The organism is Erythrobacter colymbi, assembly GCF_002155685.1.
GTDB lineage: Bacteria > Pseudomonadota > Alphaproteobacteria > Sphingomonadales > Sphingomonadaceae > Erythrobacter > Erythrobacter colymbi.
In genome coordinates this window covers 177,969-194,307 of record NZ_MUYK01000002.1, presented here as the reverse complement: position 1 = coordinate 194,307, position 16,339 = coordinate 177,969, and the positions used below count along the sequence as shown (strand labels likewise).

Below are 16,339 nucleotides of genomic sequence, written 5' to 3'. Positions count from 1 at the left end.
CGTGAGATGCAGTCCTCACCGCAGCCGCCCCGCCATGGTCCACCAGCCCGAAGGCATGGCCGCCGCCGCCGCGTCGCGGGCGGCGGGCGTTTCGTAGAGCGCAAAGCAGGTCGCGCCCGAGCCGGACATCCGGGCGAGCCACGGATTGGTGGTGTGAAGCGCTTTCAGCACCTCGGCAATCGCGGGGCAGAGCGAAATGGCAGGCGCTTCGAGATCGTTGCGCCCTTCCCTCGCGATCTGCGAGGCTGGGCCTTGGGGGAGCGCCCCGCGATCTTCGCCGTCCCACGCCTTGAACACCGGCCCCGTCGAGAGCGGCACACGCGGGTTGACCAGCAACACAGGGGTGCCGGCGATGTCATCCTCGACCTCTAGCTGCTCGGTGCCGGTGCCAAGGCCGATATGGGTGCGGCTGAGCACACAGGCAGGCACATCCGCGCCGAGCTTGGCGGCGCGCGCCTGCCAGTCATCGGGCAGCCGATGGAGCGCCTCGACGATCCGGAACACCGCCCCCGCATCCGCCGATCCGCCGCCGAGACCAGCCGCGACGGGGAGGTTCTTCTCGAGCGTCACCGCCAGCCCCTGCGGGCGCGGGAGGGAATTGAGGGCGCGGGCGACGAGGTTGTCGAAGGGATTGTCGAGCACCCCGGCGAACTCGCCCAGCGTGGTGACGCTGTCCTGCGCGGCAGGCATCGCCGTTAGCACATCGCCCGCATCGACGAAGGCGAACAGGGTCTCAAGCTCGTGATACCCGTCCTCCCGCCGCCTGCGGACATGCAGCGCGAGGTTGATCTTGGCGTAGGCGGTTTCGGTTGTGCTCATGCGAAAGGACGAAGCTGCTTCCAGCTCATGCGTGCAGCACGATCCATCAGTCTTTCGGCCTCACGTTCCGACAACACGAACATATAGGCGATCTCACTTGCCGAAATGTCAGAACGCACTTCCATGAGTTCCTTCACGGTGTCGGTGAGATCATTAGTGTCGAAGAACCGGGCGACCTGCCCGTGATGGGGGCCGAGCCTGATTACGTCCTCGAACCGCACGAAATCCGGCGGCCATGCCCCCTGCTCCTCGATCATCTTCAACTCGCCAGCCGTAAGGCGCTTGAAATAGAAGTTGTCGTGGATGCGCTCTTCCTGAGCGATCATCCAGTCTTGGCCGCATGCCGAGCAGCGGGACGCGTAGAGCCACCATGCATCGCCGCCATGCTTTGCTACTTCCATCAAAGTCGAAAAGACGCGCTCGTCCCGCCCATCGCCGCCCATACCGACGACGGCGAAGTCACCGAGCGTCGAGCACTCACAAGATCGCTCGACGCTCCCCATCACATATTCGGATAGTTCGGCCCGCCGCCGCCTTCCGGCGTCACCCAGGTGATGTTCTGGTTGGGGTCCTTGATGTCGCAGGTCTTGCAGTGGACGCAGTTCTGCGAGTTGATCTGGAACTTGGGCTCGCCGGTCTTCTCGTCGGTCAGCCATTCGTAGACCCCCGCCGGGCAATAACGTGCCGAGGGGCCGCCGAACACGCCGAGCTCGCTCGCCTTCTGCAGCTCGAGGTCCTTGACCTTGAGGTGCACCGGCTGGTCCTCGGCATGGTTGGTGTAGCTGTAGGCGACGTTGGTCAAGCGGTCGAAGGTGATCACGCCATCGGGCTTGGGGTAGTCGATCTTCGGATACAGATCGGCGCGGCCCGTGTAGGTGTAGTCCGGCTTGTGCTTCATCGAGATGGGCAGGCCGATCTTCAGAGTGCGCATCCACATGTCGATACCCGCGAGCGCGGTGCCGATGTCGCCGCCGTACTTGGCGACCGCCGGCTGGGCGTTCTGGACGAGCTTCAGCTCGGTCGCAATCCAGCTCGAACGCACCGCCGCGTCATAGTCCATCAGCTCGGTCTTTTCCTGACCCGCCGCGATCGCCGCCGCGATGCTCTCGGCCGCCAGCATCCCGCTCTTCATCGCGGTGTGGCTGCCCTTGATGCGCGGCACGTTGACGAAGCCCGCCGCGCAGCCGATCAGCGCGCCGCCCGGGAAGGCGAGCTTGGGCACCGACTGCCAGCCGCCCTCGTTGATCGCGCGCGCGCCGTAGCTGACGCGCTTGCCGCCCTCGAGGTATTCGCGGATCGCCGGGTGGTTCTTCCAGCGCTGGAATTCCTGATAGGGCGAGACCCAGGGGTTCTTGTAATCGAGCGCCGTCACGAAGCCCAAGGCCACCTGACCGTTCGCCTGATGGTAGAGGAAGCCCCCGCCCCAGGTGTCGCTTTCGGTCAGCGGCCAGCCCTGCGTGTGGATCACGCGGCCGGGCTTGTGCTTCTTGGGATCGATGTCCCACAATTCCTTGATTCCGAGGCCATAGACCTGCGGCTGGCAGTTCGCCTCGAGGTCGAACTTGGCCTTCATCTGCTTGGTAAGATTGCCGCGCGCGCCCTCGGCGAAGAGGGTGTACTTGGCGTGGATCTCCATGCCGGGCTGGTAATCGCCCTTGTGGCTGCCATCGGCGGCGATGCCCATGTCCTGCGTGATCACGCCCGCAACCGCGCCGCTTTCGTCGAACATCACTTCGGCCGCCGGGAAGCCCGGGAACACCATCACGCCCAGTGCCTCGGCCTGTTCGGCGAGCCAGCGGGTGAGGTTGCCAAGGCTGCCGGTGTAGCAGCCGTGGTTGCTCATCAGCGGCGGCATGATCGCGTGCGGGAGCGAGGTCTTGCCGGACTTCGAGAGCACCCAGTGCCAATTGTCGGTCACCGGGGTCTGCGCCATCGGACACCCTTGGTCTCGCCATTCGGGCAGCAGCTCGTCGAGCGCCTTGGGATCGACCACCGCGCCCGAGAGGATGTGCGCGCCGATCTCCGAACCCTTCTCGAGCACGATCACTTCCAGATCGGCGTTGATCTGTTTCAAACGGATCGCAGCCGACAGCCCCGCAGGACCGCCACCGACGATCACGACATCGCAGGGCATTGATTCACGTTCGCTCATCGAGGCTTTCCTGATCCTTGTTGGTTTTTGCCGCGCGGGCCGCACAGTCTGGCGATATGCCTTGCCCGTCCACTTGCTAAGCGCTCGGCAGACAGTCAAGAGCCGCATTGGATAGCATGACCCCCTGATGAGCCACCCCGCCCCCTCCCTCGCCCACGAATTCGCGAGCGCGCTGGCCTGGTGGCAGATGGCCGGGGTGGATTGCGACTTTGCGGATGACGCTACGACGTGGCTGGCCGAGGCGCCCGCTGCCCCCGCAGCCGCCGGTCCCCACAGTGCCGTGACCGGCCGCACCGGTGGCAAGACGGCGGTATCGCCCCCGCAAGATAATGTTGCGCGCACCGCCGCGCCACTGACCGCGGTCCCCGAGCAGAAGGCATCCCCGCGCCGCGATTTTCTGGGCGATTCGCCCCCCACTGATCTTGCCGCCTTCCGCCAGTGGTGGATGGAGACGCCCGAACTGTCGCCCTCTGCCGGTTTTCCACGGGTTCCGCCGCGCGGGCCAGCGGACGCAGCGCTGATGGTGCTGGTGCCGCAACCCGAGGCCGAAGACCGCGAGACGCTGCTGTCGGGGCCGCAGGGGCGCCTCCTCGCCAATATCCTCGCCGCGATGGGTCTGGACGAGAGCGCGGTCTATATCGCCGCCGCCCTCCCCGCGCACACGCCGCTTGCCGATCTGCCCGCGCTCGCGGCAGGGGGCCTTGATGCCGTGACCCGGCATCACATCGCGCTGGTGAACCCGTCGCGCCTCATCGCTTTCGGCACCGGCCTTGGCCCGATGCTGGGCGGCACGGCCGAGCAGCCTTTACGGGAAATCAACCATGCCGGGCGCAAGGTGCCGGCAAGCCTGAGCGAAACGCTCGATGCCCTGATGGATATGCCCCGGCTCAAGGCCCGGTTCTGGCGGAGATGGATGGAATGGTCGGCAACCCACTGAAGCGTCCGGCAACGGCGCTGGCGGCGATGGTGTTGGCAGCAGTCGGCCTCCACGCGCCCGCCCATGCGCAAGCCGGCGACCTCGTGGCCCGCTGGAACGGCGCCACCCCGAGCGACCGGGCGATCGCGCCCGTCCTCTCGCCCGAAGACCGCACCCTCTACCGCCAGCTCTTCGCCGCGATCGATACCGAGCAATGGCCGGTGGTCGAGAGCCTGCTTGCCCAGCGCCCCGACGGGATCCTGACGCAAGCCGCGAAGGCCGAATATTACACCCACGCCAAGAGCCCCAAGATCGCGCCCGAGCAGATCGCGGCGTGGTTCAACGCGGGCACCGATCTGCCTCAGGCCGAACAGCTCGTCCGCATGGGTGCCAAGCGCGGGCTCACCACCTTGCCCGCCCTGCCGACCGCGCAAGGCTTCGCGCGCCAGCCCTATGCCCCCAAGCGCATCCTGCCGCGTCCGGTGAATGACGGCACCATGCCGGCCGAGACCGCGAGCCTGATCCAGGCCGCGATCAAGGCCGACAACCCTGCCGAGGCCCAACGCCTGCTGGCCGAGATCGATCCGGTCCTCTCCAGCGACGCCCGGGCCGAATGGCGTGAGCGGGTCGCATGGAGCTTCTACATCGAGAACCAGGATAACGCCGCGCTCGAACTCGCACGCACCGTTGCCGAGGGCACGGGCGAATGGGTGCCCGAAGGCGCATGGGTCGAAGGCCTGGCCGCCTGGCGCATGGGCTATTGCCAGCTGGCGGGCGAGGCCTTCGGGCGGGTTGCCGACCGCGCCTCCAATGTCGAACTCGCCGCTGCCGGGCATTACTGGGCCGCGCGCGCCGCGGTGCGCTGCCGCGAGCCGGGCGCCGCGCAGCAGCATCTGACCGCCGCCGCGCGGATGGACGAGACGCTCTACGGCATGCTCGCCGCCGACCAGCTCGGCATCGAGCTGCCCCAGCATGCGCCGCCCGCCGCCCTCAGCCGCGAGGACTGGAACCAGCTTCAGGCGCGCCCCAATGTCCGCGTCGCCGCCGCGCTGATCGAGATCGGCCGCCCCGCGCTCGCCGACGAGGTGCTGCGCCACGAGGCCAAGATCGGCCCGTCCTATCAATACCCCGCCCTCGCGCGCCTCGCCCGCGAGCTTGGGCTGCCCTCGACCCAGCTGTTCATGGCGCAGAATGCGCCTTACGGCATGAGCAGCGATCCTTCGCTGCGCTTCCCGGTCGCCTATTGGCAGCCGGTGGGCGGCTGGCAGGTCGATCCCGCGCTCGCCTTTGCCCACGCCTTGCAGGAATCGAACTTCCGCGCCGCGGCGGTCAGCCCGGCCAATGCCCGCGGCCTGATGCAGATCATGCCCGGCACTGCGAAGGACCATTCCGGCCGCCTCAGCCTCGGCGCGAGCTACGAGGATCTGAACGACCCGCAGGTCAACCTCGCCTACGGCCAGCGCCACTTGGAAATGCTCCGCGACAGCCCGGCAACCGGCGGCGTCCTGCCCAAGATCATGGCCGCCTATAACGCCGGCCTCACCCCCGTCGGCCGCTGGAATTCCGAGATCAACGATCAGGGCGATCCGCTGCTGTGGATGGAATCGATCCCCTATTGGGAAACCCGCGGCTATGTCGCGATCGTGATGCGGAACTACTGGATGTACGAGCGCGCCGCCGGCGTGCAGTCGCCCAGCCGCCGCGCGCTCGCACAGGGGCGCTGGCCCGAATTCCCGCGGGCTGCTACCACCCGTTCGGCCAGCCTGGTGCCGTAACGGGAGCAAGACAACGTGGCGATTGACGCAAGCCGGACCTTCAAGCCGATCAACATCGCCGTCCTGACCGTATCCGATACTCGCACGCCCGAGACCGACACCTCGGGCGACATTCTCGCCGAACGCGTGACCGGCGCAGGCCACAACCTCGCCGCGCGGCTGATCGTGAAGGACGATGCCGCCCTTCTTGCCGCGCAGTTCGAGGCGTGGATCGACGATCCTTCGGTCGATGCCGTGGTCTCGACCGGCGGCACCGGCCTCACGGGGCGCGACGTCACCCCCGAGGCGCTGGCGATGGTCAAGGGCGCACGCGAGATCCCCGGCTTCGGCGAGCTGTTCCGCTGGCTGAGCTTCAAGACCATCGGCACCAGCACGGTGCAATCGCGGGCTTTGGCGGTAGTGGCGCGCGGGACCTATATCTTCGCCCTCCCCGGATCGAACGGCGCGGTCAAGGACGGATGGGACGGCATTCTCGCCGAACAGCTCGACAGCCGCAACCGCCCCTGCAACTTCGTCGAACTGATGCCGCGCCTGAAAGAGGTGTGATGCGGCCTCGGTCCAGCCCGGCACCAGCGGGCTCTCGCGGCGGGCCAGAACCCCTCTAGCCCCCCGCCAGACCCCCTCCAGCCCCGTCTTGACCGGCACTCGCGCGGGCCTTTTGCCTTGGCAAGCGCGGTTTTGTTCCGTAAATGTTCCACGTGAAACATTCGGGCGTCAAAGGTCGCGGTGCGCAATCGGGGGCGGTCCCCACCCGCTTCGGGCTGGCGACACGCGAGGTCGATGGCGACTGGCGGGACTATGTCGAAACGCTAGATGGCCCGCCGGTCAGGCTGCGCACGACCGTGACCGAGGAGCGGCCGAAGTCGATCCTTACCTTCAACCAGTCGCCCGATGTGCCCTTCGACCGCTCGATCAACGCCTATCGCGGGTGCGAGCACGGCTGCATCTACTGCTTTGCCCGGCCCACCCACGCCTACCACGATCTCTCCCCCGGCCTCGACTTCGAGACCAGGCTTTTCGCCAAGCCCGAGGCTGCGGCGCTGCTGCGCAAGACATTGGCGAAGAAGGGTTATTCGCCCAAGCCTATCGCGATGGGCACCAACACCGACCCCTATCAGCCGATCGAGCGCGACTGGCGGCTGACCCGCCAGATCCTCGAAGTGTGCCTCGAAACCCGTCATCCGGTGACGATCACCACCAAGTCCGACCGCGTGCTCGCCGACGCCGACTTGCTGGAGGCGATGGCGCGCGAGAAGCTGGTGGCGGTGTCGATCTCGGTGACCACGCTCGATCCGGTGCTGTCCGCCAAGCTCGAACCGCGCTGCGCCGCGCCGCACAAGCGCTTGGCGGCGCTGGGAAAACTGGTGGAGCTGGGCGTCCCGGTGCACTGCTCCGTCTCGCCGATCATCCCCGCGATCACCGATGAATTCATCGAGGGCATTATCGCCCGCATCGGCGAACTCGGGGTGCGGAGCGCCAACTGGATTCCCCTGCGCCTGCCCCACGAAGTCGCCCCGCTGTTCCGCGAGTGGCTCGCTGTCCACTACCCCGAGCGCGCGGGCAAGGTGATGGGAATCGTGCGCGAAATGCGAGGGGGGCGCGACAACGATCCCAACTTCCACAGCCGGTTCAATCCGACGGGCGTTTGGGCCGACCTGATCCGCGCAAGGTTCAAGCTGGCGTGCCGGAAAGCAGGGATCGGCAAGGCGCGGTTCGAGCTCGATGGCTCGCGCTTCACGCCGCCCGAGGTGGGCGGACAATTGCGGCTGTTGTGATTTTCAAATAGGCGTCGCCAATGTCGATCACGTCTTTGTTTGAGCGGCTAAACGCGCCCTTAGCGAACAATCGGTGGTCTTGGGGCGGCATCGACCAGACCAGCAAGCGTGTCTTTCTACGTGCTTGGCAAGATCAGACAGTGGTTGTTGATGGATTGCGGTTCGTGCGACTTGCCCATCATGAGGCTTACACGCTGGACCCGGACAATCTAGGCTATCAGGAGCGTCTGCGCCATTTGGAGGCAATTCGGATGTCTCATGAAGTTTACGTTGTTATGTGCCGAGCTCGCGACGTGAAGGCCCGCCCCAGGGAGATTGCGAGCTACGACGACCGTGACGTTTTCAAAATCGGCCGCATGATCAATCTCAACGGAGACGAATGGGGGGAGATTGTCGAGCGAGTTCCGGTGAGGCAGCTCGGCTAACCGAACCCCTCACCCGCCTCGCCCGGGTGGAAGCGCACCAGACGGCTGTCGACCAGTGCTGCGGTGCGGTTGACCACGGCCTTCTGGTACTCGGGGTCCTTGATCATCGCGAAGAAGGCGCCCGCGTTGGGGTATTGGGCGATGAAGGCATCGTGCCAGCGTTCGCCTTCGGGGCCGGTCACCACGGTCTCGAACCGCCCGCGCCACAGGATCTGGCCGCCGAGCTTGCGGAAGATCGGCCCGCTGGTCACCCCGTATTCCTCGTAGGCGCGCCGTCCGCTCCAGCCTTTGCCGGCGTGCTCGTGACCCTCGGGATACTCGGCCATATCGCGATAAAGCAGGAGGTTGAGCATGTTGATCGGCGTGTCGCGCGCCAGGTCCTTGAAGGCCTGGAAGTTTACCGCCGAAGGGTCGATATAGGTTTCACAGGTCACGTCCGATCCTCCCTCAAATCGCATTGCATGTAGACCGTATCGAGCAGCCGGCCGAATTTCTTGCCGACATTGCGCATCCGCCCGGCGTGGACGAAGCCGCACTTGCCGTGGAGCGCCACCGAGGAAGGCTCGCCCCCGCCGACCACGGCGAGCATCTGTTCGAACCCGGCCGCGCGCGCGGCATCGATCAGGGCCGGAAGAAGCACGCTCCCGATCCCGCCGCCGCGCGCCTCGTGCGACACATAGATGCTGTCCTCGCAGGTGTGAGCATAGGCCGCGCGGTCGCGGAAGCGGGCGGCATAGGCATAGGCGATCACCCCGCCATCGCGCTCCGCGGCGAGGAAAGGCATGCCGCGCGCCAAGAAGTCCGCGATCTTCTCCGCCCATGCACCCGCATCGGGTGCGGCGGTGTCGAAGGTCGCGGTGCCGTTCGCCACGTGCCAGGCATAGATCGCGGCGATGGCCTGCGCGTCGTCCACCCGCGCAGGCCGGATCGTCACATCAGGCAAGCGTGTAGTCCGCAAAGCGGTCACGCAGGTCCTTCTTGCTGATCTTGCCGGTGGCGGTATGCGGGATATCGTCGACGAATTCGACCGCATCGGGCAGCCACCACTTGGCGATCTGCGGCTTCAAATGCTCGATGATATCATCCGAGGTGACCTCGGCGCCCGCCTTCTTAACCACGAACAGCACCGGGCGCTCGTCCCACTTGGGGTGGTAGATGCCGATGCAGGCGGCTTCTGCCACGGCGGGGTGGCCGCAGGCGGCGTTTTCGAGCTCGACCGAGCTGATCCACTCGCCGCCGGACTTGATCACGTCCTTGGTGCGGTCGGTCAGTTGCAGGGTGCCGTCGGGGTGGATGATGCCGACATCGCCGGTGTCGAACCAGCCCTCGTTGTTTGTCGCATCCTGCTCGGCCTTGAAATAGCGGCGGATCACCCACGGCCCGCGGATCTGGAGTGCGCCCGAGGTCTTGCCGTCACGCGGCAGCTCGGTGGTCATGTCCGAAAGGTCGACCGTGCGCAGCTGGACGCCGAAGATCGGGCGGCCCTGCATCGCGGTCTTCTCGACCTTCTGTTCGAGCGTGAGCGTGTCCCAGTCCCAGGTCGGCCCGCCGACGGTGCCGATGGGGCTGGTTTCGGTCATCCCCCAGGCGTGCTGCACGCGGGTGCCGTTCTTGAGCAGCCGCTCGATCATGAATTTGGGCGCCGCCGAGCCGCCGATGGTCGCGGCCTTCAGCGGCGGCAGGTCGAGCCCCTCGCGGTCGCAATACTGGAAGTGCGCGAGCCACACGGTCGGCACGCCCGCCGAATCGGTCACGCCCTCGCGGATCATCAGATCGTGCAGCACCGCCGGGTCATTGACGGCAGAGAACACGAACTTGATCCCCGCCATTGCGCCCGCATAGGGCAGGCCCCAGCTCGCCGCGTGGAACATTGGCACCACGGGGAGCATCACCGAGGCGCTCGAGAAATTGAAGGCCGCCGGTTGCAGCCCCGCCATTGCGTGCAGGACGGTCGAGCGATGCTCGTATTGCACGCCCTTGGGGTTGCCGGTGGTGCCGGAGGTGTAGCAGATCATGCAGGGATCGGTTTCGGGGCCGGTGACCCACTCGAAATCACCGTCCTCGGCCGCGATCCAGTCCTCGAAGGCGGGGGCGTGTTCGCCGGAATCGTAGCAGATGTAGTGCTCGACTGTAGGCCAGCGGCTCTTCATCCGGTCGACGATCGGCTGGAAGGCCGCGTCATAGCACAGCACGCGGTCCTCGGCGTGGTTGACGATATAGTCGAGCTGATCATCGAACAGGCGCGGGTTCACGGTGTGGAGCACCCCGCCCATCCCCGCAACGCCATACCAGCTGACGAGATGGCGCGAATGGTTCATCGCCAGGCTCGCGACCTTGTCGCCCGGCTTCAGGCCGAGGCGCTGGAGCGCCTGCGCCATCTTCAGCGCATCGCGGCGTATGCCTGCCCAGTCGGTGCGGGTTTCGCTGCCATCGGCCCAGCGGCTGACGATCTCGCGCGTCGGTGCCTCGCGCGCGGCGTGATCGATCACCGCGGTCACCCGCATGGTCCAGTCCTGCATTGCTCCGAGGCGTGCGCTCGCCATGTCCGATCTCTCTCCTGTTGGTGTGGTCCCCGACCCATGCGTTGCATGGTGTAACAAGGTCTCTCATGCCGTGGAGCCTGCCGCTTGGCAATCGCTTCACCCAATCACCGGCACGTCCCGCCTCTGGCGATGCAACAATTCTTATGCCGCAGGGCTTGCCCCTCACCCGCCGGGAACGGCCGCGCGCGATGCACGGCCCGGGGCTCCTCTCCGAACCCCCGGCGGACCATGCGAATTGTGAGGTAACAGGACAATGAAAAGAGCGACATTTCTGATGGCGGGCGCAGCCGCGGCTGCGATCGCGGTGCCGGCCTTGGCCGACGGGCCCTATATCGGCATCGAGGGCGGGGTCAGCTTCAAGGACCAGGTCAAGGTCGACGTCCGCCCTGACGATGCGACAGAGGACGATGCCTTCACCCGTGCGGCGGTCGGCCGGACCAAAATGGGCGTCGATGGCGATGTCATCCTCGGCTACGACTTCGGCGCCTTCCGGCTCGAGGCCGAGGGCGGGTACAAGAACAACAAGTATCGCGGCCTTGCCGTGTTCGACAACGCGATCCTGCCGACCGGCGTGACCGTTCCCTCGGGCACCGTGGTCCAGAACGAGCGCGATCTCGAAATCTGGAGCGGCATGGTCAACGCTCTGGTCGAATTCGGGAAGGAAGACGGCTTCCAGATCTACGGCGGCGGCGGCGCGGGTGTCGCGCGGCTCGAACTGCCGGTGGTGGTCGCCGATGTCGGCACGGTGATCGACGACAAGCAGACCGATTTCGCCTGGCAGCTGATCGGCGGCGTCAAGGTCCCGGTGACCGACCGGATCGATCTCGGCGTGAAGTACCGTTACTTCAACATCGACAACTTCCGCCTGACCGGCGCCAACGGCAGCGATCTGCGAGCGGATTATTCGGCGCATTCGGTGCTCGCGAGCCTCGTCTACAATTTCGGCGGGCGCAGCCAGCCCGAGCCGGAACCCATGCCCGCACCGCCGCCGCCCCCGCCGGTCGTCGCTCCGCCTCCGCCGCCGCCGGTGGCCGCACCCCCGCCCCCGCCGCCGCGTCCGGCGTGCAACACCGGGCCGTTCATCGTGTTCTTCGACTTCGACCGCGCCGATGTGAGCCCCGAGGCTGCCAGCATCCTCAACAATGCGGTGACCGCCTATGCCAATTGCGGCGTCGCGCGAGTGATGCTCGCCGGGCACACCGACACGGCGGGAAGCGCGCAGTACAACCAGGGCCTCGCCGAGCGGCGCAACCAGGCGGTGCGCAGCTACATGACCGCGCGCGGGATCCCCGCCGGGCAGATCTCGGGTCAGGCCTTCGGCGAATCGCAGCCGCGCGTGCCCACAGCCGACGGTGTGCGCGAGGCGCAGAACCGCCGCGTGGAAGTGACCTACGGCCCGGGTTCGGGAATGTAAGGACGATGCGAGGGGGCCGGAGCGATCCGGCCCCCTTTCGCGTCAGGCCACCAGCCTCAGATTCCCGCGCCGTTTGAGCGGGGCGAGGCTCACCTTGGCGATACCGTCGACCGCCGCGAGCCGCTCGGCCAGTTCGCCCGTCAACACGAAATTGCGCCCGAGCCGCAGCTGCACCTGCCCGCCCTCGGCAAGGTTGAGGCGCACCACCACCTCGCCCGCGCCGGTCGGACGGTCGCCGCGTCCCGCGTCAAGCTCGATCTGGAGTTCGCGCAAGGCATCGACCGTCGAGATTTCAGCGGTCAGTTCCATCGCGGTCGTGCCGCTTACCGCCGCCAGCGGCCGCGCCCCGCGCACGGTGAGGCGCGGGGGCTCGTCGGGGTTGGGGGCGTCGAGTTCGACCGTCAGCAGCAGGCACTCGCCGTTCGCCGCCCAGCGCTCGAAATCGGGCACCAGCGCTTCCTCGAAACAGGCGGCCGAGAACTGGCCCGAGGCATCGGAGAAATCCGCGCGCACGAATGTGCCACCCTTGCGGGTGCGGGCCTTGTTGATCCCTTCGAGCAGCGCCGCCATCACCGCCGTCCCGCGCCCGCCCGGAGGCGCGCCCGCTTCCATCAGGCTCTGATAGGTGCGCGCGCCGTTGGCCGAAGCGACATCGCGGTACTGCTGCACCGGGTGGGCGGAGAAGTAGAAGCCGAAATTCTCGCGCTCCTTGGCCATCTTCTCGGGGCGGCTCCAAGGCGCGCAGGGCTGGAGACGCAGGTCCTCGGCCGGGCCGGCATCGCCGCCGAACAGGCCGGCTTGCCCTGACGAGCGTTCGCGGATCGCGGCATCGGCGACCGCCATCAGCATATCGGCATTGGCGAAGAGCAGCGCGCGGTCGGGCTCCAGCACGTCGAAGGCACCCGCGCAGATCAGGCCTTCCAGCTGGCGGCGGTTCATCGTGCCCTGCGGCAGCCGCTCGAACAGATCCTTGAGGCTGGCATAGGCCCCGTTCGCCTGCCGCTCGGCGACGATCGCCTCCATCGCCTTCTCGCCGACATTGCGGATGCCTGCGAGGGCATAGCGCACGGCATAACCCTCGTCGGTCTGCTCGACGGTGAACTCGGCCTCCGAGGCGTTGATGCAGGGCGCCAGCACCGACACGCCGCCGTGACCATTGGGATAGCGGCGCGCGTCGTCGACGAAGACGTTCAGTTTCTCCGACTGGTGCATGTCGAAGCACATCGAGGCGGCGTAGAATTCCTCAGGGTAGTGCGCCTTCAGCCATGCGGTCTGATAGGCGAGCAGCGCATAGGCCGCCGCGTGCGACTTGTTGAAGCCGTAGCCTGCAAACTTGTCGATCAAGTCGAACAGCTCGTTGGCGCGCTTGGGTTCGATGTCGGAGACCGCCTTGCAGCCCTCGACAAAGCGCCCGCGCTGGGCGTCCATCTCGGCCTGCACCTTCTTGCCCATCGCGCGGCGCAGCAGGTCCGCGTCGCCGAGCGAATAGCCCGCGAGCACCTGCGCGGCCTGCATCACCTGTTCCTGATAGACGAAGATCCCGTAGGTCTCGGCGAGGATGCCTTCCAGTTTGGGGTGCGGATATTCGATCGGGACCACGCCCGCCTTGCGCTGGCCGAACAGCGGGATGTTGTCCATCGGGCCGGGGCGGTAGAGCGAGACAAGCGCGATGATGTCGCCAAAATTGGTCGGCTTCACCGCCTTGAGCGTGCGGCGCATGCCTTCGGATTCGAGCTGGAACACCCCCACGGTGTTGCCCGCCTGCATGAGGTTGTAGACCTGCGCGTCGTCCAGGGGCAGCGCGCCGAGATCGATGGCGATGCCGCGCTTCTCCAGCAGGTCGACCGCTTTCCTCAGCACCGAAAGGGTCTTGAGGCCGAGGAAGTCGAACTTCACCAGCCCGGAGGATTCGACATATTTCATGTCGAACTGCGTCACCGGCATGTCCGAGCGCGGATCGCGGTAGAGCGGCACCAGTTTCGCCAGCGGACGGTCGCCGATCACCACGCCCGCCGCGTGGGTCGAGGAATTTCGCGGCAGGCCCTCTAGCTGCATCGCGAGGTCGACGAGGCGCTTCACGTCCTTGTCGTTGTCATATTCCTTGCGGAAATCCGCCGCCCCGTTGAGCGCGCGCGGCAGGGGCCAGGGGTCGGTCGGATGGTTGGGCACCATCTTGCACAGCCGGTCGACCTGCCCGTAGCTCATCTGCAGGATGCGCCCGCAATCGCGCAGCACCGCGCGGGCCTTCAGCTTGCCGAAGGTGATGATCTGCGCGACGTGATCGCCGCCGTACTTCTGCTGGACGTAACGGATCACCTCCCCGCGCCGCGTTTCGCAGAAGTCGATATCGAAGTCGGGCATCGACACGCGTTCGGGGTTGAGGAAGCGTTCGAATAGCAGCCCCAGCCGGATCGGGTCGAGATCGGTGATGGTGAGCGCCCATGCGACCGCAGAGCCCGCGCCCGAACCACGCCCTGGCCCCACCGGAATGCCCTGTTCCTTGGCCCACTTGATGAAGTCGGCAACGATCAGGAAGTAGCCCGGGAAGCCCATCTTCACGATCACGTCGATCTCGAATTCGAGGCGGTCGAAATAGATCTTCCGCTCCTCCTCGGTCAGATCGGGATAGGCCGAGAGGCGCGCTTCCAGACCCAGCCTCGAATCCTCCGCCAGCATCCGCGCCTCGCCCGCCAGATCGCCCGCAAGGCTCGGCAGGATCGGCTTGCGGTAGGGCGGCGCGAAGGCGCAGCGCTGGGCGATCACCAGCGTGTTGGCGAGACCTTCGGGAAGATCGGCGAAGGCCTCCTCCATCATGCTCGCCTGCTTGACGAAGGCCTGCGGATTGGAGCGCGGGCGATCATCGGCGTCGATCTGGGTCGAATTGGCGATGCACAGCATGGCGTCATGCGCCTTGTGCATGTGCGGCTCGGCAAAGTTCGCGGGATTGGTCGCGACCAGCGGCAGATTGCGCGCATAGGCAAGGTCGACCAGCGCATCCTCGGCACGCTCGCACACCGGATCGCCGGCGCGGGCGATCTCGATGTAGAGCCGACCGGGGAAGAGCGCTTCGAGCTTTTCGATGAGACGGACGGCGGCGTCCTGCTGCCCTTCGGCGAGCAAGCGCGTCAGCCCACCCTCGCCCGCGCCGGTAAGCGCGATCAGACCATCGGTGCGCCCTTCCAGATCGGCGAGCGTCACATGCGGATCGCGCTCGAGCGGACGGTCGAGATGCGCGGCCGAGACGAGGTGGCACAGGTTGTCGTAGCCCGCGTCATTCTGCGCGAAGAGCGGCAGGTAATCGACCGTCCCGCGGTCGTCACCCCGCGCCACGCCGAGCAGCGCGCCGATGATCGGCTGCACGCCTTCGCCCTTGCAGGCGGCGGCGAAGGCCATGATGCCATAGAGCCCGTTGCGGTCACAGATCGCGATCGCCGGAAAGCCGCGCTCCTTCGCCAGCTTGGCGATGTCCTTCGGATCGATCGCCCCTTCGAGCATCGAATAGGACGACAGCACGCGCAAGGGGACGAAGGGAGCGAAGGGCATGGGTGCGAATATGCGGACGGCGGGGGGATTCGCCAAGCGTTCGCGGCCAGAAATACCCCGCTTCGTCACCCCCGCGCAGGCGGGGGTCCAGCTACTTCGCGTAGCCCAGCTGGATCCCCGCCTGCGCGGGGATGACAGGGAGGGTCAGAGCAGCTTCTCGATGTCCTTGGCGATGGCCTCGGGCTTGTCGGTCGGGGCATAACGCTTCACCACCTTGCCGCTCCGGTCGATCAGGAACTTGGTGAAGTTCCACTTGATCGCCGTGGTGCCCATCAGGCCCTTCTTCTCCGACTTCAGCCAGTCATAGAGCGGCGAGGCGTCCGCGCCGTTGACGTCGATCTTCGCCATCAGCGGGAAGGTGACGCCGAAATTGACCTTGCAGAACTCGGCGATCTCGTCGGCATTGCCCGGCTCCTGCCCGCCGAACTGGTTGCACGGGAAGCCGAGCACCTCGAAACCGCGATCCTTGAAGCGTTGGTAGAGCGCCTCCAGCCCGTCGTACTGCGGGGTGAAGCCGCACTTGCTGGCGGTGTTGACCACCAGCAGCACCGTTCCGAGCTTCTCCTTCAGAGCAAGCTCCTGCCCGCGGTTGGTGGTGACGGTGAAATCGGCGATGGTCGTCATGGTGCCCCCGGTTGTTCTGGTTCAGCCCGTGCCTTCTGGCGGAAAATCGGGGCGCGAGGCAAGCGCCATCGCTTCTTCGGCGGAGTAGGCGCGGTCACCGGCCTTCTCGATGACGTATCCCGCCCTGTCATCCTCGGGCAGCTGCGCCATGTGGCGAATCATCTCGGCAAAAGTCCCGCGCAGCAACGGGATGCCGCCGCCGTCCAGCTTGCCGCTCTGGTCGGCGGAGACGATCCGGGCCCGGTCGTCCCATGCCGCTTCGCCCGACTGGGTGGTGCTGCCCTGAAACGTGCTGGGGTGGTCGGTCATGGAAGGCTCCTCGCTGCGTATCCGCCGCTTGTGCGGAGAACTTG

The 16,339-nt window shown here is 66.5% G+C and carries 15 protein-coding genes; 6 read left to right on the top strand and 9 right to left on the bottom strand.

Translation table 11 applies throughout. From position 1 onward, the window contains the following. Positions 1-15: 15 nt before the first annotated feature. Genes BZF57_RS04250 through BZF57_RS04240 form a run of 3 tightly spaced genes read right to left on the bottom strand, consistent with a single transcriptional unit; the run spans position 16 to position 2,971 of the window. Positions 16-819 (bottom strand): 4-(cytidine 5'-diphospho)-2-C-methyl-D-erythritol kinase, encoded by an 804-nt coding sequence (locus BZF57_RS04250; protein WP_086735004.1) that lies wholly within the window; start codon positions 817-819, stop codon positions 16-18. Further along, positions 816-1,322 (bottom strand): hypothetical protein, encoded by a 507-nt coding sequence (locus tag BZF57_RS04245; RefSeq protein WP_086735002.1) that lies wholly within the window; start codon positions 1,320-1,322, stop codon positions 816-818. The genes BZF57_RS04250 and BZF57_RS04245 overlap by 4 nt, the downstream gene beginning before the upstream one ends. Further along, the gene (locus BZF57_RS04240) at positions 1,322-2,971 is read right to left on the bottom strand and encodes an electron transfer flavoprotein-ubiquinone oxidoreductase (RefSeq protein WP_086735001.1); all 1,650 of its coding nucleotides are present in this window, start codon (positions 2,969-2,971) and stop codon (positions 1,322-1,324) included. Before BZF57_RS04240 ends, BZF57_RS04245 begins: the two co-directional genes overlap by 1 nt. Before the next feature lie 127 nt (positions 2,972-3,098). On the opposite strand from BZF57_RS04240, the gene BZF57_RS04235 reads away from it, so the two are divergent. The 5 genes from BZF57_RS04235 to BZF57_RS04215 all read left to right on the top strand — a co-directional run bounded on the left by BZF57_RS04235 (position 3,099) and on the right by BZF57_RS04215 (position 7,862). Beyond that, on the top strand, positions 3,099-3,908 hold the full coding sequence (locus tag BZF57_RS04235; RefSeq protein ID WP_086734999.1) for a uracil-DNA glycosylase family protein: 810 nt from the start codon (positions 3,099-3,101) through the stop codon (positions 3,906-3,908). Next, the gene (locus BZF57_RS04230) at positions 3,890-5,662 is read left to right on the top strand and encodes a lytic transglycosylase domain-containing protein (protein ID WP_240505852.1); all 1,773 of its coding nucleotides are present in this window, start codon (positions 3,890-3,892) and stop codon (positions 5,660-5,662) included. Before BZF57_RS04235 ends, BZF57_RS04230 begins: the two co-directional genes overlap by 19 nt. A gap of 15 nt (positions 5,663-5,677) precedes the next feature. After that, on the top strand, positions 5,678-6,208 hold the full coding sequence (moaB, locus tag BZF57_RS04225) for a molybdenum cofactor biosynthesis protein B (protein WP_086734997.1): 531 nt from the start codon (positions 5,678-5,680) through the stop codon (positions 6,206-6,208). Positions 6,209-6,351: 143 nt separating this feature from the next. Further along, entirely contained in the window at positions 6,352-7,437 is a 1,086-nt protein-coding gene (locus tag BZF57_RS04220) for a PA0069 family radical SAM protein (protein WP_086734995.1), read from the top strand. 20 nt (positions 7,438-7,457) lie between these two features. Beyond that, positions 7,458-7,862, top strand: a complete 405-nt coding sequence (locus BZF57_RS04215; protein ID WP_086734993.1) for a hypothetical protein — start codon at positions 7,458-7,460, stop codon at positions 7,860-7,862. On the opposite strand, the gene BZF57_RS04210 is transcribed toward BZF57_RS04215, so the two are convergent. The 3 genes from BZF57_RS04210 to BZF57_RS04200 are packed head-to-tail and all read right to left on the bottom strand — an operon-like array spanning position 7,859 to position 10,405. Continuing rightward, complete coding sequence (locus BZF57_RS04210; protein WP_086734991.1) at positions 7,859-8,320, bottom strand: DUF1330 domain-containing protein; 462 nt, start codon at positions 8,318-8,320, stop codon at positions 7,859-7,861. The two genes, BZF57_RS04215 and BZF57_RS04210, sit on opposite strands and share 4 nt — an antisense overlap. Further along, complete coding sequence (locus BZF57_RS04205; RefSeq protein WP_240505851.1) at positions 8,293-8,796, bottom strand: GNAT family N-acetyltransferase; 504 nt, start codon at positions 8,794-8,796, stop codon at positions 8,293-8,295. The genes BZF57_RS04210 and BZF57_RS04205 overlap by 28 nt, the downstream gene beginning before the upstream one ends. A gap of 1 nt (position 8,797) precedes the next feature. Continuing rightward, on the bottom strand, positions 8,798-10,405 hold the full coding sequence (locus tag BZF57_RS04200; protein WP_086734988.1) for a long-chain fatty acid--CoA ligase: 1,608 nt from the start codon (positions 10,403-10,405) through the stop codon (positions 8,798-8,800). 274 nt (positions 10,406-10,679) lie between these two features. Between BZF57_RS04200 and BZF57_RS04195 the strand changes: the two genes are divergently transcribed. Continuing rightward, entirely contained in the window at positions 10,680-11,819 is a 1,140-nt protein-coding gene (locus tag BZF57_RS04195; protein WP_240505850.1) for an OmpA family protein, read from the top strand. 42 nt (positions 11,820-11,861) lie between these two features. Here the strand turns inward: BZF57_RS04195 and dnaE are convergent, their stop codons facing one another. From dnaE to BZF57_RS04180, 3 genes are all read right to left on the bottom strand, one after another. After that, positions 11,862-15,362, bottom strand: coding sequence for a DNA polymerase III subunit alpha (dnaE, locus tag BZF57_RS04190; RefSeq protein WP_086734984.1), 3,501 nt, complete (start codon positions 15,360-15,362; stop codon positions 11,862-11,864). 144 nt (positions 15,363-15,506) lie between these two features. After that, positions 15,507-15,986, bottom strand: a complete 480-nt coding sequence (locus BZF57_RS04185; RefSeq protein ID WP_086734982.1) for a glutathione peroxidase — start codon at positions 15,984-15,986, stop codon at positions 15,507-15,509. Between the two features lie 21 nt (positions 15,987-16,007). Beyond that, the gene (locus tag BZF57_RS04180) at positions 16,008-16,295 is read right to left on the bottom strand and encodes a hypothetical protein (RefSeq protein WP_086734980.1); all 288 of its coding nucleotides are present in this window, start codon (positions 16,293-16,295) and stop codon (positions 16,008-16,010) included. Positions 16,296-16,339 lie beyond the last annotated feature (44 nt).

Coding starts and splice junctions, on each gene's coding strand:
- BZF57_RS04200 (WP_086734988.1), bottom strand. CDS start 10,405: ATGGCGAGCGCACGCCTCGGAGCAATGCAGGACTGGACCATGCGGGTG.
- dnaE (WP_086734984.1), bottom strand. CDS start 15,362: ATGCCCTTCGCTCCCTTCGTCCCCTTGCGCGTGCTGTCGTCCTATTCG.
- BZF57_RS04220 (WP_086734995.1), top strand. CDS start 6,352: ATGTTCCACGTGAAACATTCGGGCGTCAAAGGTCGCGGTGCGCAATCG.
- BZF57_RS04250 (WP_086735004.1), bottom strand. CDS start 819: ATGAGCACAACCGAAACCGCCTACGCCAAGATCAACCTCGCGCTGCAT.
- BZF57_RS04210 (WP_086734991.1), bottom strand. CDS start 8,320: ATGCGATTTGAGGGAGGATCGGACGTGACCTGTGAAACCTATATCGAC.
- BZF57_RS04235 (WP_086734999.1), top strand. CDS start 3,099: ATGAGCCACCCCGCCCCCTCCCTCGCCCACGAATTCGCGAGCGCGCTG.
- BZF57_RS04185 (WP_086734982.1), bottom strand. CDS start 15,986: ATGACGACCATCGCCGATTTCACCGTCACCACCAACCGCGGGCAGGAG.
- BZF57_RS04195 (WP_240505850.1), top strand. CDS start 10,680: ATGGCGGGCGCAGCCGCGGCTGCGATCGCGGTGCCGGCCTTGGCCGAC.
- BZF57_RS04215 (WP_086734993.1), top strand. CDS start 7,458: ATGTCGATCACGTCTTTGTTTGAGCGGCTAAACGCGCCCTTAGCGAAC.
- BZF57_RS04180 (WP_086734980.1), bottom strand. CDS start 16,295: ATGACCGACCACCCCAGCACGTTTCAGGGCAGCACCACCCAGTCGGGC.
- BZF57_RS04230 (WP_240505852.1), top strand. CDS start 3,890: ATGGTCGGCAACCCACTGAAGCGTCCGGCAACGGCGCTGGCGGCGATG.
- BZF57_RS04245 (WP_086735002.1), bottom strand. CDS start 1,322: ATGGGGAGCGTCGAGCGATCTTGTGAGTGCTCGACGCTCGGTGACTTC.
- BZF57_RS04240 (WP_086735001.1), bottom strand. CDS start 2,971: ATGAGCGAACGTGAATCAATGCCCTGCGATGTCGTGATCGTCGGTGGC.